At 66.6% G+C, this 13,250-nt stretch carries 12 protein-coding genes; 3 read left to right on the forward strand and 9 right to left on the reverse strand.

Going from position 1 to position 13,250, the window contains the following annotated elements:
• Nucleotides 1-31 precede the first annotated feature (31 nt).
• From leuS to ACYVI5_RS09015, 7 genes are all read right to left on the reverse strand, one after another.
• Nucleotides 32-2,605, reverse strand: a complete 2,574-nt coding sequence (leuS, locus tag ACYVI5_RS08985; RefSeq protein WP_460579896.1) for a leucine--tRNA ligase — start codon at nt 2,603-2,605, stop codon at nt 32-34.
• Between the two features lie 83 nt (nt 2,606-2,688).
• Nucleotides 2,689-4,149: an anthranilate synthase component I family protein gene (gene pabB / locus ACYVI5_RS08990; RefSeq protein ID WP_460579897.1), complete on the reverse strand. Its 1,461-nt coding sequence runs from the start codon at nt 4,147-4,149 to the stop codon at nt 2,689-2,691.
• A gap of 9 nt (nt 4,150-4,158) precedes the next feature.
• Entirely contained in the window at nt 4,159-5,088 is a 930-nt protein-coding gene (locus ACYVI5_RS08995; protein WP_460579898.1) for an ABC transporter substrate-binding protein, read from the reverse strand.
• Between the two features lie 43 nt (nt 5,089-5,131).
• The gene (locus tag ACYVI5_RS09000) at nt 5,132-5,866 is read right to left on the reverse strand and encodes an ABC transporter permease (RefSeq protein WP_460529656.1); all 735 of its coding nucleotides are present in this window, start codon (nt 5,864-5,866) and stop codon (nt 5,132-5,134) included.
• Entirely contained in the window at nt 5,863-6,552 is a 690-nt protein-coding gene (locus tag ACYVI5_RS09005; RefSeq protein WP_460579899.1) for an ABC transporter permease, read from the reverse strand. The genes ACYVI5_RS09000 and ACYVI5_RS09005 overlap by 4 nt, the downstream gene beginning before the upstream one ends.
• Nucleotides 6,549-7,454 carry an ABC transporter ATP-binding protein gene (locus ACYVI5_RS09010; protein WP_460579900.1) on the reverse strand — a complete coding sequence of 302 codons (906 nt, stop codon included), beginning with the start codon at nt 7,452-7,454 and terminating at the stop codon, nt 6,549-6,551. The genes ACYVI5_RS09005 and ACYVI5_RS09010 overlap by 4 nt, the downstream gene beginning before the upstream one ends.
• Before the next feature lie 113 nt (nt 7,455-7,567).
• On the reverse strand, nt 7,568-8,215 hold the full coding sequence (locus ACYVI5_RS09015) for a TetR family transcriptional regulator (protein WP_460529665.1): 648 nt from the start codon (nt 8,213-8,215) through the stop codon (nt 7,568-7,570).
• A gap of 143 nt (nt 8,216-8,358) precedes the next feature.
• On the opposite strand from ACYVI5_RS09015, the gene ACYVI5_RS09020 reads away from it, so the two are divergent.
• The 3 genes from ACYVI5_RS09020 to ACYVI5_RS09030 all read left to right on the forward strand — a co-directional run bounded on the left by ACYVI5_RS09020 (nt 8,359) and on the right by ACYVI5_RS09030 (nt 11,304).
• Entirely contained in the window at nt 8,359-9,411 is a 1,053-nt protein-coding gene (locus tag ACYVI5_RS09020; RefSeq protein ID WP_460529667.1) for an App1 family protein, read from the forward strand.
• A gap of 36 nt (nt 9,412-9,447) precedes the next feature.
• A complete protein-coding gene (locus tag ACYVI5_RS09025) occupies nt 9,448-10,524 on the forward strand; it encodes a winged helix DNA-binding domain-containing protein (RefSeq protein ID WP_460579901.1) in 1,077 nt (358 codons plus the stop codon).
• An 87-nt stretch (nt 10,525-10,611) separates the two neighbouring features.
• Entirely contained in the window at nt 10,612-11,304 is a 693-nt protein-coding gene (locus ACYVI5_RS09030; protein ID WP_460579902.1) for a TMEM175 family protein, read from the forward strand.
• Between the two features lie 15 nt (nt 11,305-11,319).
• Here the strand turns inward: ACYVI5_RS09030 and ACYVI5_RS09035 are convergent, their stop codons facing one another.
• Together ACYVI5_RS09035 and ACYVI5_RS09040 are read right to left on the reverse strand one after the other, a co-directional pair.
• Nucleotides 11,320-12,300 (reverse strand): carbohydrate ABC transporter permease, encoded by a 981-nt coding sequence (locus ACYVI5_RS09035; RefSeq protein WP_460579903.1) that lies wholly within the window; start codon nt 12,298-12,300, stop codon nt 11,320-11,322.
• Complete coding sequence (locus ACYVI5_RS09040; protein WP_460579904.1) at nt 12,297-13,250, reverse strand: carbohydrate ABC transporter permease; 954 nt, start codon at nt 13,248-13,250, stop codon at nt 12,297-12,299. The genes ACYVI5_RS09035 and ACYVI5_RS09040 overlap by 4 nt, the downstream gene beginning before the upstream one ends.

A 13,250-nucleotide genomic window follows, 5' to 3' on the forward strand; every position in this document is an offset into this window, starting at 1 on the left:
TACGCACCGATCGCACGGCGCGGGCGTCGCGCTATTTCTTCGTGGCGATGTTGACGACGCGCGGGGGACGCGCGATGACCGCCGCCACCTCCCGGTCGCCGAGCGCACGCTGCACGGCTTCGGATGCCCGGGCCAGTGCCTCCAGCTCCTCTGCACCGATGCGTGGCGACACCTCGAGGCGATCCCGCACCTTGCCGTCCACCTGAACCACAGCGGTGACGGACTCTTCCACGAGCAGGCTGGGGTCGGCTTTCCGCCACGTCTGGGCTGCGACGGTCGGTTGGTATCCGAGCGTCGACCACATGTCTTCGGCGGTGTACGGCGCGAACAGGTTGAGCGCCAGTGCGACGCTCTCCGCCGCTTCGCGTACCGCGGCATCCTTCGGCCCAGGGCCGGAATCGATCGCCTTCCTCGTCGCGTTCACCAGTTCCATGAGCCGTGCGATCACCACATTGAACTTGAACGACTCGACCAGTGCCGGCGCATCGGCCAGGAACCGGTGTGTGATGCGTCGCAGCGAGACATCACCGGTGCGCCAGTCGACCTCGGGAGCGCTTTCGACGTCACGGGCAAGCCGCCAGGCGCGCGCCAGGAACTTGGCGCTGCCTGCAGCCGAGACATCCGCCCAGTCGATGTCGTCCTCCGGCGGCCCGGCGAACGCGAGCGTGACGCGAAGAGCGTCGGCGCCGTGCTGACGCAGCTCATCGGCGAACTCGACGAGGTTGCCCTTCGACTTGCTCATGGCGGCGCCATCCAGGATCACCTGCCCCTGGTTGAGCAGCGACGTGAACGGCTCCGTGAACGACACATAGCCGAGGTCGAACAGCACCTTCGTGATGAAGCGCGAGTAGAGCAGGTGCAGGATCGCGTGCTCCACGCCACCCACGTACTGGTCGACCGGCGCCCACTTCTCCACCTCGGCGGGATCGAACGCCTGAGTACCGTCGTTCGCGGACAGATAGCGCAGGTAGTACCAGGAGCTGTCGACGAACGTGTCCATGGTGTCGCTGTCACGTGTGGCTGTGCCGCCGCACTTCGGGCACTCCACCGTCGACCACTCGGTCGCGGCGCCGAGAGGGCTTGTGCCCTTCGGTTTGAGGTCCAGGCCCTCCGCATCGGGCAGGAGCACCGGCAGCTGGTCTTCCGGCACCGGCACCTCGCCGCACTCCGGGCAATGGATGATCGGAATCGGCGTGCCCCAGTACCGCTGCCGCGAGATGAGCCAGTCGCGCAGCCGGAAGTTGCGCGACGCATGCCCGATCGACGCGGCATCCAGTGCCTCCGTGATGCGGTGGATCGCGTTGTTCTTGCTCAGCCCGTTGAACGGCCCGGAATTGATCAGGCGACCATCGCCGGTCAGCGCCACGCCGGTGGATCCGGGATCCAGCGGTGGAAGGTCCTCGGGCAGCAGCGCCTCGCCTGTCGCCGGGTCGGTGGGAATGACGGGAATCGCACCGGTCACGGGCGCATTCGTGTCGACCACCACCCGTACCGGCAGACCGAACTCACGCGCGAAGTCCAGGTCGCGCTGATCGTGCGCAGGCACGGCCATGATGGCGCCGTGACCGTACTCGGCCAGCACGTAATCCGCCGCCCAGATCGGGAGTCGCTCCCCGCTCAGTGGATTGATGGCGTACCGCTCGAGGAACACCCCGGTCTTGGCGCGGTCCGTGCTGAGCCGGTCGATGTCGGTGATGGACTGCGTCTCCCGCAGGTACTGGTCGAAGCGTTCGCGCACCTCGGGAGAGGCATCCTGCACCAGTTCGGCAGCCAGATCGGACTCGGGTGCCACGACCATGAACGTCACGCCGTAGAGCGTGTCGGGCCGCGTCGTGTAGACGGGGACCGGCTCGTCGCGACCTTCGATCCTGAAGTTCACGTCGGCGCCGATCGACCGGCCGATCCAGTTGCGCTGCATGGTCAGCACGCGAGGCGGCCATGCGCCCTCGAGCTGATTGAGGTCGTCGAGCAGCCGATCCGCGTAGTCCGTCACGCGGAAGTACCACTGCGTGAGCTTCTTCTTCTCGACCAGGAAGCCACAGCGTTCGCAGTGCCCGTCGATCACCTGCTCGTTGGCGAGAACGGTCTGATCGTTGGGACACCAGTTGACGGAGCCGTCCTTGCGGTAGGCCAGCCCCTCTTCGTACAGCTTGAGGAACAACCACTGGTTCCACTTGTAGTACTCAGGATCGCTCGTGTGCAGCTCACGGCTCCAGTCGAACGAGGGCGCGTAGATGCGGAAGCTGCGCTTCTGCTGGGCGATGTTGTCGTACGTCCAACCGCGAGGGTCGATGCCGCGCTTGATCGCGGCGTTCTCGGCGGGGAGCCCGAACGAGTCCCAGCCGATCGGGTGCAGCACGTTGAATCCCTGTTGACGCCAGTAACGTGCGACGACGTCGCCGAACGCGAACGCCTCGGCGTGACCCATGTGCAGGTCTCCGGAGGGGTACGGGAACATGTCGAGCACGTACTTGCGCGGACGGTTGTCACCGGGAGCATCCGTGCGGAACGGACGCAACTCCTCCCACACCGGCAGCCACTTCGCCTGAATGGCAGCGAAGTCGTACCGGGCGTCAGTCGCTTCTCGCTCGTCGTGTTGTGACACGTCGCTCTCAATCTCTGTGCGGGACGGGTGTGCGGACCCCGGCGTCCGCAGAAGAAAAAGGGGGCTCGGAAAAGATTACCCGGTCAGGGGTGCCCAAGGGCTGCCAGCAGTGCCGCCGCCTTCAGCCGGGTCTCGGCCAGCTCGTTCTCGGGCACCGACAGAGCGGTGATGCCGCCACCCGTGCCGACCGAGGCTTCTCCCCCGGCCATGACGATCGTGCGGATGACCATGGCGAACTCGGCGGATCCGTCCAGTCCCAGGCGACCCAGGCATCCGCTGTACACACCGCGGGGTCCTCCTTCGAGCTCGTGAAGGATGCCCATCGCGCTGAGCTTCGGCGCACCGGTCATCGAACCCGCGGGAAAGCATGCGTGAAGAACATCGAGCGCGTCGACGGCCGGAGCCAGTTCGGCTCGCACCGTGCTGACCAGCTGGTGCACGTGGGTGTGAGTCTCCACCGCCAAGAGCTCAGGAACGGACACGCCGCCGACGCGCGCCACCCGGCCGAGGTCGTTGCGCATGAGATCGACGATCATCAGGTTCTCCGCGCGCTCTTTGGGGTCGGCCATCAGCTCGCGCTTCAGTGCGGCGTCCTCGCTCTGTGATGCGCCGCGGCGTCTCGTTCCCTTGACCGGTCTGGTCACCGCGACGCCCTCGCGCACGCGAAGGAACAGCTCTGGCGATGCGCTCAGCACGGACACGTCGTCGACACGGATGAACGCGCCGTGCACGGCGTGGGAGATGCGCCGCACTGCCTTGTAGACGCCCAGTGGATCTGCCGGAGTGGATGCCTGCACTTCGTTCGTGAGACACAGCTGGTACGCGTCGCCTGCGCGAATGAACCTCTGACACTCCGCGATCATCTGCAGGTAGTCGTCATCGCTGTGCCGCCACAACGGCTCCGGCGGATGCTGAGCCTCGGGGAGCTCTGCTGGGGGCCGATGCTCGTTACGCGATGTGCTCGCCGTACGGGCGCCGCCATCCTGCTCCGACGCCTCAGGCAATGAACGGAGAAGCTCCTCCGCCTCGGCGGCCCACGCCCGACCGTCTGCGTCGTCGAAGAACCACAGTGCGGACTGACCGGCGTGATCGATCTCGATCACGCGGTCGGCGGCCAGCATCACGGCATCCGGATAACGCGACGACGCGGCGGCCACCCCGAGCCGCCGCGCACCGTACTCGTAGCCGAACCAGCCGACCCAGCCCAGCGGGCACGGTCCCGCCGAGACATCCGTCCGACCGACCGCCGCGAGGCGCTCGGGCAGCCAGGAGCGCAGAACATCCTCTAACGTGCCGGCCACGGGCATCCGCTCGCCGCCGAGCATGCGTACGAGCCCCTCCCCCGTCAGCAGCCAACTCGGCCGAACCGGCGACGCCGCGCCCAGGTAGCTGAAGCCGGTGCCGGCGTGGATGCCCGCATCAAGCCAGAACGCGTGCCTCTCCCCCGAGAACATGGCCTCGAACACGCGCTCGGCGTCGACAAGAACGGGAAGCCGTTCCCGGCGCACGGGCACGGATGCGCCCCGCGCCGAGAACGGCTCCATGTGCGCCGCCTACTTGAAGAGGTTCTTCGAGGCGAGCCACTCCTTCGCGATCTGCGCCGCGGACTCTTTCGCGGAGCCGGAGCTCTTGTCGTTCATCGTCACCAGATCGTCCGTGGTCAACGTGCCGGACACCTTGTTCAGCACGTTCTTCACGGTGTCGGTCACCTTGCTCTCGTTGATGATCGGCACCACGTTCTCGGCGATGATGATGTTCTTCGGATCCTTCAGCGTGACCAGGTTGTTGTCCTTGATCGCGGAGCTCGTCGTGTAGATGTCGGCCAGCTGCACCGTTCCGTCCAGGAGAGCCTTCACCGTCAGCGGTCCGCCGCTATCGCTGATCGGGTCGAGCGTCGCCGTGACGCCGTAGGCGGACTTGAGCCCCTTGATCCCGTACGGCCGATCCGCGAACTCCGGGTTCGCGCCAACGGTGAGCGGAACCGTGACCTTCTTCAGGTCGGAGAGGCTCTTCACCCCGTACTTGTCCGAGAACGCTTTCGTGACGTTGTACGAGTCCTTGTCCTGCGCCTTCGACTGGTCGAGCACTTCGAAGCCCTTCGGGAGGGCGTCGCTCAGAGCCGCGTACACGTCGTCGCTGGACTGTGCCGTGCTCTTCGCGTTGTAGTACTGCAGAAGGCTTCCGGAGTACTCGGGCACGAGGTCGATCGAGCCGTCTTGCAAGGCCTTCAGGTACACCTCGCGCGCACCGATGTTCGGCTTGATGCTCGCATCCACCCCGTTGTCCTTCAACGCCTGGGTGTAGATCTGCGCGATGATCTCCGACTCGGGGAAGTTGGCCGAACCGACGACGATCGCACCGCCGGATTTCGACGCAGCGGTCGACGAGGAGTCAAGCGGGTTGCCCGACGAGCAGCCGGCAAGAGCGAGGGCACTCACCGTCGCAACGGCTGCGAGGGCGATAGCGCGTGTTCTCAGTGACATGGTGCTTCGCTTTCTTCTGTGGGGCCGAATCGCCGTGAGCGGCTCAGCCTGCTGTGGTGGACTGCGAGGTCGTGGTGAGCCTCTTGGACGACCGCGCACGCACGTCGGATGCACGCCCGACGACGACGCCACGCGGCACTACGAGTCGCTGAACGACGACGAAGATGCCGTCCGCGATCAGCGCGAGCAGGATGACGAGTACGGACGCGCCGAGCATCTCGGCGTAGTTCTGCACGGCGTACCCGTCGTAGATGAACCGGCCGAGGCCGCCGAGCGGCAGATACGCCGCCACTGTCCAGGTCGCGATCACCTGAAGGCACGCCGAGCGCAGGCCGCCGATGATGATCGGCATGGCCAGCGGCAGCTCGACCTTGACCAGCACCTGCCAGCCGGTCATGCCGATGGATTTCGCCGCATCGATCGTCGCCCGGTCGACGGCATCCACTCCCGCGTACGCACCAGCCAGAACCGGCGGGAGCGCGAGCAGCACCATCACGATGAGAGCTGGCCCGATGCCCAGCCCGATCCAGAGCGCGACAAGCAGCAGCACGCCGAGAGTAGGCAGGGCGCGCAGCGCGCCCGACAGTTGCACGGCCACGGCACGGCCTTTGCCGGTGTGACCCACGGCCACACCGACCGGAACCGCGATCACGACAGCGATCACGAGAGTGATCAGCGTGTACAGAACATGCTCGCCGAGGCGCGTCGGGATGCCACCGGGACCGGCCCAGTTGGCGGGGTCGACCAGCCACGCGAACGTCGAGTTCCACAGGCTCATGCAGCGCCCACCACCTCGAGCTCGGGGTCGACCCGCGCGCGCCGAACGCGCCGTGTGCCGCGCGTCCACGGCAGCAGCAGCCGGCCGAGCAAGGCAAGGATGAGGTCGAAGATCACGGCGATCACGATCGTGCCGACGATGCCGACGATGATCTCGAGCGGGAAGTTGCGCTGGAACCCGTCGAGGAAGAAGTAGCCGAGACTCGTCACTCCGATGACGGAACCGACGCTGAGCAGGCTGATCGTGCTGACGGAAACGACCCGGATCCCCGAAAGCAATACCGACCCGGCCAGCGGAAGCTCCACCGACCAGAACCGGCGCCAGGTGGAGAATCCGACGGCGGTGGCCGAGAGCTTGACGTCGATGTCGACGGAGGCGAAGGCATCCGATGCGGTGCGCACCATGATCGCGAGCGCATACAGGCTCAGCGCGACGATGATGTTCAGCGGGTCGAGGATGCGCGTCCCCAGGATGCCCGGCAGCACGATGAAGAGCGGCAGCGACGGAATCGCGTACAGCAGTCCGACGATGGCAAGCACCGTGCCGCGGCTCGCACGGTAGCGGTTAGTGAGCCATCCGACCGGGATGGCCAGCACGAAGCCGACCACGATCGGCACGGCGGAGAGGCCGGCATGAACCAGGGTCAGCTGCAAGATCTGACCCGCGTTCTCGATCAGCCAGCTCACGGCTGCCGATCACCCTGCGCCGAAGCACCCGAAGCGGCGGCGGCCGCTCCGGCCTCATCGATGACTGAGTCGCGGTGGCCGGATGCGGCGTCGCGTACGAGAACGCCGGCGGGACGACCATCGCCGTCCACGACGACGTCGCTCCCGGATTCCGGCCTCAGATGCAGCACGCGCTTGCCGCGATCCGCTCCCACGAATCGGGTGACGAACTCGTCGGCCGGGTGGGCCAGGATCTGCTCGGGCGTACCGACCTGGGCCACGATGCCGCCCGGCTTGAAGATGACGATCTGATGGCCAAGCAGAAGGGCCTCGTCGATGTCGTGCGTGACGAAGACCACGGTTTTGTCGAGCTCGTGCTGCAACCGCACGAGCTCGTGCTGCAACTCGGCGCGCACAAGCGGGTCGACCGCGCCGAACGGCTCGTCCATCAACAGGATGTTCGGGTCGACGGCAAGCCCGCGTGCCACGCCGACGCGCTGCTGCTGACCACCGGAGAGCTGGCTCGGGTACCTGTCGGCGAGTGAGCGGTCGAGACCGACGGTGTCCATGAGCTCGAGCGCCCGCGCACGGGCATCCCTGCGGTTCACTCCTTTCAGGAGCGGCACGGTGGCGATGTTGTCGGCCACCTTGCGATGAGGCAGAAGGCCGGAATTCTGCATGACGTAGCCGATGCTGCGACGCAAGCCGACCGGTTCCAGCGTGGCGATATCGTCGCCGTCGATCTCGATCGTGCCGCTCGTCGGGTCGACCATGCGGTTGATCATGCGCAGGATGGTCGTCTTGCCACTCCCGGACGAGCCGACGAGAACGGTGGTCTTGCGCGAGGGGATGACGAGACTGAAGTCCCGCACCGCGACGGTGCCGTCAGCGAATTGCTTGGTCACCGATCGGAATTCGATCACCGCACCACTATGTCGTACCCCACCGACATTCGCTTGCGATGCTCAGGAAATACGCCGTAACAGGTGGCCCTCGTGTGGGCTCCGATCCCGCGCGACCGGGCGCCGACGAGCGCCTATGAGTAGTACTTCTCCAGGTAGGCGATGGCGACCACGCCCGCCTCGGCGAGCACGCGATCGTCGCCCTTCGGCTCACGCAGGTAAGCGCGCTCGATGAGCGACTCCGCCATCTGGCAGGCGATGTCGAGCCGGAACACGAGCTCCTCGCTGTAATCGAAGCCGTAGCTGGCGGCGAGGATCTCCGCGACGCGCTCCGCGAACTCGTGCACGTGATCCACGGTGACGGCGCCCTCGTCGACGCCGCGCACTTCCTCGAACCGCATGATGCGGAACCCGGGCTCGGTGCGGAACATGCCTGCGAACCGGGCGACGAGCAGTGCCATGGCATCCTGCCAGGTCGCGGGCTGCTTGCGCTCGAGCTCTTCGGAGGCCGCCAGGCGGTATCGCCTCACGGCGCGGTCGCGCAGCGCGACGAGCAAGGCGATGCGATCCGGGAAGTAGCGGTACACCGTACCGATGGATGCCCCGCTCAGCTCGGCGACCTGTGCCGTGGTCAGCCGGTCGAAGCCGACCTCGTCGACCACCGATGCCGCCGCGTCGAGCAGGGCGTCGATCCGCGCCAGACTCCGCTCCTGAGCCGGCTCGACGCGCAGCGCTCCCGCGTTCACGATCTCCTGCGTTCCGACGAGGATCTCTTCGATCATCTTCCGGCCAGCTCCCTTCCTCCGTGCACGACGCTGCGCCCGCTCGTCGAATATGCCCGATGCGACGGTACCCGACTGTTCTTCAGGTTGACAGGGATACCGCCCCTTCTCATCGAGGTCGCGGCCCGTGAAAGACTGTACCGATGGCCCGACGTCCCCGCTCCGTGACGAGGATGCATCGCGCCGCGCGCATCGAGGATGCCTTCCACGGTTTTCGGGCTCGACGTGCGCTGAAGCGCGGGTACTTGCCGACGGTGCTCTCCTACACGGGATACGGGACGACCGAGTGGATCAGGGTGCTCGGACGCGTCGTGCTCGCGAAGGATCCGCGGCCCGGCTCTCGCGCTGAACGCAAGAATCGCAAGCGCGAGGAGAGCGTGCGCGGATGGCGCAGCTTCGTCAGCGTGCCGTACAGCGAGGTCGACGTGGTCGTCGAGGTCGACGGCACGAAGCTCGCCGTGCGACCGGACCGCGGTGGTGTCATCGACGAGGTGATCCCCGTGCGGCTCGAGCCAGGCACCCACACCGTGACGCTGCGTGCGGACACCAGCGACCACGCCGCGACGTCGCCCGTGCTGGTGGCGCCCGATGAGGCATCCTTCGGGCTGATCTCCGATGTCGACGACACCGTCATGGTGACGGCGCTCCCTCGCCCGCTGCTTGCGGCATGGAACACGTTCGTGCTCGACGAACACGCTCGGGTGCCCACGCCGGGGATGGCCGTGCTGCTGGAACGGCTCGCGGCGACGCATCCGAACGCGCCCGTGCTCTACCTCTCCACGGGTGCTTGGAACGTGGCGCCCGCGGTGACGCGGTTCCTCTCCCGTAATCTCTTTCCGGCCGGGGCCCTTCTGCTCACCGACTGGGGGCCGACGCACGATCGCTGGTTCCGCAGCGGCCGTGAGCACAAGGAGCAGAGCCTGCAGCGCCTGGTCCGCGAGTTCCCGGCCGTTAAGTGGCTGCTGGTCGGCGACGACGGCCAGCACGACGAGGCGATCTACGCCGCGTTCGCGAAGGAACACCCCGGCAACGTGGCAGCGGTGGCCATCCGGCAGCTCTCGAACGCGGAGTCCGTACTCGCCGGCGGTCGTTCGACGGCGGAGAAGCACGCCCAGACGAGCGGGGTCCCGTGGGTGTACGGCGCTGACGGCGCCGACCTGCTGACGCAGCTCAAGGACCTCGGCATCCAGGTCTGAGCGCTGAGTGTCGCCGGCTGCTGCGATCATGAGCGGATGACGGCCCCGCCTCAGCAAGCATGGTTTCGCGCCCAGCGTCTCCGTTCGCAGCACCTGGACGGCCGAGCGGCCAGCCCGCTCGAGGTCGTGCGCACGCTGGGAGCCGTTCAGGCGCAGAACGGATCGGCTGCCCGATGGGCCATCGGCGTGCGCTCCCCCGGATGCGCGCAGGCCGACATCGAGCGGCTCTTCGATTCCGGCGACCTGGTGCGTTCGTGGACGATGCGCGGGACTCTGCACATCGTCGCCGCGGACGACCTCGGATGGATGCTCGCACTCACGTCGGCCAGGCAACGTGCGGCGGTCGCGCGTGAGGCCCGCATTCGCGGCATGGACGAATCGGAGTTCGAGCGCGCATCCGAGCTGATCGTTCAGGACGTGGAGCAGAACGGGCCGCGTACGAGGGCGGAGGCGCTGAGCACGTTGGAGGGGGCCGGCATCCCTGTCGGCGACGAACGCGGATACCGCTTCATCAGAGACTCAGCTCTGCGCGGGCGAGTCGCCTGGGGGCCGATGCGCGGCAAACAACCGCAACTCGTGCTCGTGCAGCCCGCAGGTGAGCACGACCGTGACGAACTGCTGGCAAGGTACCTGGTGCGATATGTCGCGGGACACGCACCGGCGACCGTCCGCGATTTCGCCTGGTGGTCCGGCCTGACTCTCACGGACGCACGGCGCGCGCGCGAGGCGGCCGGCTCGGCGCTCGAGACCGCCGGCGACGAGGAATGGCTGATCGAAGCAGGGCGCACGCAGAGCGACGCAATTGCCTCGACGCCCTCTGGGGTGCAGGCGGTCCCCGGCTGGGACGAGTACGTACTCGGCTATGCCGATCGCAGTCCGGTGCTCGACCCGGAGTTCGCGCCGCGAGTCTCTGCGACGGGCAACGGTGTATTCCTTCCGACCATCCTCTCGGCCGGCCGTGTCGTGGGGACATGGCGGCAGAGTGTGCAGGGACCGCGCGTTGTCGCGGAAGCGCAGCCGTTCACGCGGCTGACGGCGGCGGAGCAGCGCGGCTTCGACGGCTCGATGCACAGGCTCTCCCAGTTCCTCGGTCTCGAGGCCGCGCCGCGATAGAGGCGATTGAGGCGAGGACGAGCAAGCTTGCTCGCTCGTCGGAGCCGATTGAGCCAGTGGGCGCCGAAGGCGCGATAGGTTCGGCGTATGCCAGACGACCTGACGAAGGCGCCGAAGGCCGGCGACCTTCCGAAGACGCTCTCCCCTCGTCGCCTCGAGGCGTACTCAGACGGCGTCTTCGCCATCGCCGCGACTCTGCTGGTGCTAGACCTCAGCATCTCCGAATTCCACGTCGGTTCGAATCCCTCGGACGCCGCAGTGTGGAAGGCACTCTTCGACATCAGCGACAAGCTCGTCAGCTTCGTCATCAGCTTCCTGATCCTCGGCGTGCTGTGGGGCATTCACGTTCGTCAGTTCGAGTTCGTGGAGCGCGTGGATCAGGTCGTGCTCACGCTCAACACGTTCCGTCTGCTCGGGGTCGTGCTCGTGCCGTTCACGACGACGGTCACCGACAACTTCAGCGGTACCGTCCCCGGACGGTTCCTGCTGCCGCTCAACTTCTTCTTGATCGTCGCGGTGAGCCTCTGGCAGTGGTGGTACATCTCCTCGTCGGCACGCAACCTCACACCGAACATCTCCGATCGCTACCGACGCATCTCGCGTCGCAACGCGCTGGTCGCGGCGATCATGGCGGGCATCATTGCGATCGCGTCGATCTGGATCGGCTCGTTCGCGTTCCTGCTCTTCCTGCTGAACAACGTGGTCGACGTGCTCGATCGGCGCGAGGCGAAGAAGGAGCCTGGCCGGCGCACCCGCGCGGAACGACGCGGCGGAGCGTGACCGGCGCGACCGCGATCATCCCTTGACCGCCCCGCCGAGCCCGCCGCCGCGCAGGAACGTGCGCTGGAAGATGAGGAAGATGACGACCGGGATGAGCGTGGCGATCGTGAGGGCCGCCAGATACACACCCAGGTCGGTGGAGGACTGGATCTGCGGGAGCCGCACCGACAGCGGCTGAATGCCGATGTCTTTCAGCACGAGGTTCGGCCAGAGGAAGTCTGCCCACGCCGCGTTGATCGCGAACACCGAGACCACGCCGAGGATGGGCTTCGACATGGGCAGCACGATCGACCAGAACAACCGGAACGTTCCCGCCCCGTCGGTCTTGGCCGCCTCGAACACCTCCTTGGGGAGGCTGTCGAAGAATCGCATGACGAGGAGCACGTTGAACGCGCTCGCACCCGCGGGCAGCCACACCGCCCAGAACGTGTTGATCAGCGAGTGCCCGATGAGCGGCGGGTGCAGCACCGTCAGATACAGCGGAACGAGCAGCACCACGGCGGGCACGAAAAGCGTCGCGAGCACGAGCCCGCTGATCAGCTTGCCGTACTTGGGTCGCAGCACCGAGAGCGCGAAGCCGCCCGTGGTGGCGACCAGGAGCTGCACGGCCCACTCGCCCGCGGCCATCCAGATCGTATTGAAGAAGAAGTCGCCGATCTGCACGTCATTCCATGCCTTCACGACGTTCGACCAGTCGACGCCGCCCGGAAAGAGGGCGAGCGGATGCGCGAGCGTGTCCTGAGTCGGCGTGATCGCCGATTTGAGCAACCAGAGCAGGGGCAGCAGTCCCGCCACGACCAGGCAGACGCCGAGCAGCACGTTCAGCGCGGTGCCGAGCACGCGCACATGCGGTCGTCTCCGATCAGCGGCAGAAAGAATGCCCCTGTCGCCGGCCTCCTGCACGATCTGTCTGCGCTTTCGCGCTTTCGCTTCGAGCCTCTGCCCGGGGAGCTCGGCTTCCTGCACGGGCTGCTGAGTCGGAACGGTGGTGGTCAATTGTCGCTCCATCTCGCGGTGAGCCGGAAGTACACGATCGACAGGATCGCCAGGAAGGCAGCAAGCATCAGGCTGAGCGCGGTCGCCTGGCCGTAGGCGCCCCCGAGGGACTGCGTGAACGCGTACTGGTAGATGAGCAGCAGGATCGTCGTGGTCGAGTTGACCGGGCCGCCGCCGGTGAACAGAAACGGCTGAAGGAACACCTGGGCGGTGGCGATGATCTGCAGGATCAGCGTGATGAAGAGGATGCCCCGCAGCTGCGGCAGCGTCACGTGCCAGATCTTTCCCCAGATGGATGCGCCATCCACCTCTGCCGCGTCGTACAGGTCGGGCGACACGGAGGTGAGCGCGGCCAGGTAGATGATGATCGTTCCGCCTGCGCCCGCCCACGTCGCCTCCAGCACCAGGGAGGGCATGGCGGTGACGGCATCCTGAATCCATGGCTGTGGAGGAATGCCGACCCAGCCGAGGATCGTGTTGAACACACCGTTCGGGCTCGCGTCGTAGAAGATCTTCCAGAGCAGCACCGAGACGACCGGCGGGATCACCACCGGAAGGTAGGCGAGCACGCTGTAGAAGCCCTTCATGCGCTTCACCTCGCTCATCAGCACGGCGGCGATGAGCGGGATCGGGTAGCCGAAGAGCAGCGCGAGCAGGGCGAAGAAGCCGGTGTTGCGCACGGCGATCCAGAACACCGGGTCCTCGAAGACGACGACGAAGTTGTCCCAGCCGACGAAGACGGGTGCAGTCACGAGGTTGGTCTTCTGGAAGCTCATGATCACGGCTTCGACGATCGGGGTCCAGGAGAAGACGCCGAAGATGATCAGGAGCGGCAGGAGGAAGAGGAGCGTGGTCAGCCCGCCGCGCTGCACCCACGTGACCGGGTTGTGGCGGCGCCGGGTGCGGGCGGCCTTCGCCACCCGCACCCGCGCCGGGGAATCAACGGTCAT

This window comes from Humibacter ginsengisoli, from assembly GCF_054780095.1.

Coding starts and splice junctions, on each gene's coding strand:
- pabB (WP_460579897.1), bottom strand. CDS start 4,149: ATGGAGCCGTTCTCGGCGCGGGGCGCATCCGTGCCCGTGCGCCGGGAA.
- ACYVI5_RS08995 (WP_460579898.1), bottom strand. CDS start 5,088: ATGTCACTGAGAACACGCGCTATCGCCCTCGCAGCCGTTGCGACGGTG.
- ACYVI5_RS09000 (WP_460529656.1), bottom strand. CDS start 5,866: ATGAGCCTGTGGAACTCGACGTTCGCGTGGCTGGTCGACCCCGCCAAC.
- ACYVI5_RS09015 (WP_460529665.1), bottom strand. CDS start 8,215: ATGATCGAAGAGATCCTCGTCGGAACGCAGGAGATCGTGAACGCGGGA.
- ACYVI5_RS09020 (WP_460529667.1), top strand. CDS start 8,359: ATGGCCCGACGTCCCCGCTCCGTGACGAGGATGCATCGCGCCGCGCGC.
- ACYVI5_RS09025 (WP_460579901.1), top strand. CDS start 9,448: ATGACGGCCCCGCCTCAGCAAGCATGGTTTCGCGCCCAGCGTCTCCGT.
- ACYVI5_RS09030 (WP_460579902.1), top strand. CDS start 10,612: ATGCCAGACGACCTGACGAAGGCGCCGAAGGCCGGCGACCTTCCGAAG.
- ACYVI5_RS09040 (WP_460579904.1), bottom strand. CDS start 13,250: ATGACCGTTGATTCCCCGGCGCGGGTGCGGGTGGCGAAGGCCGCCCGC.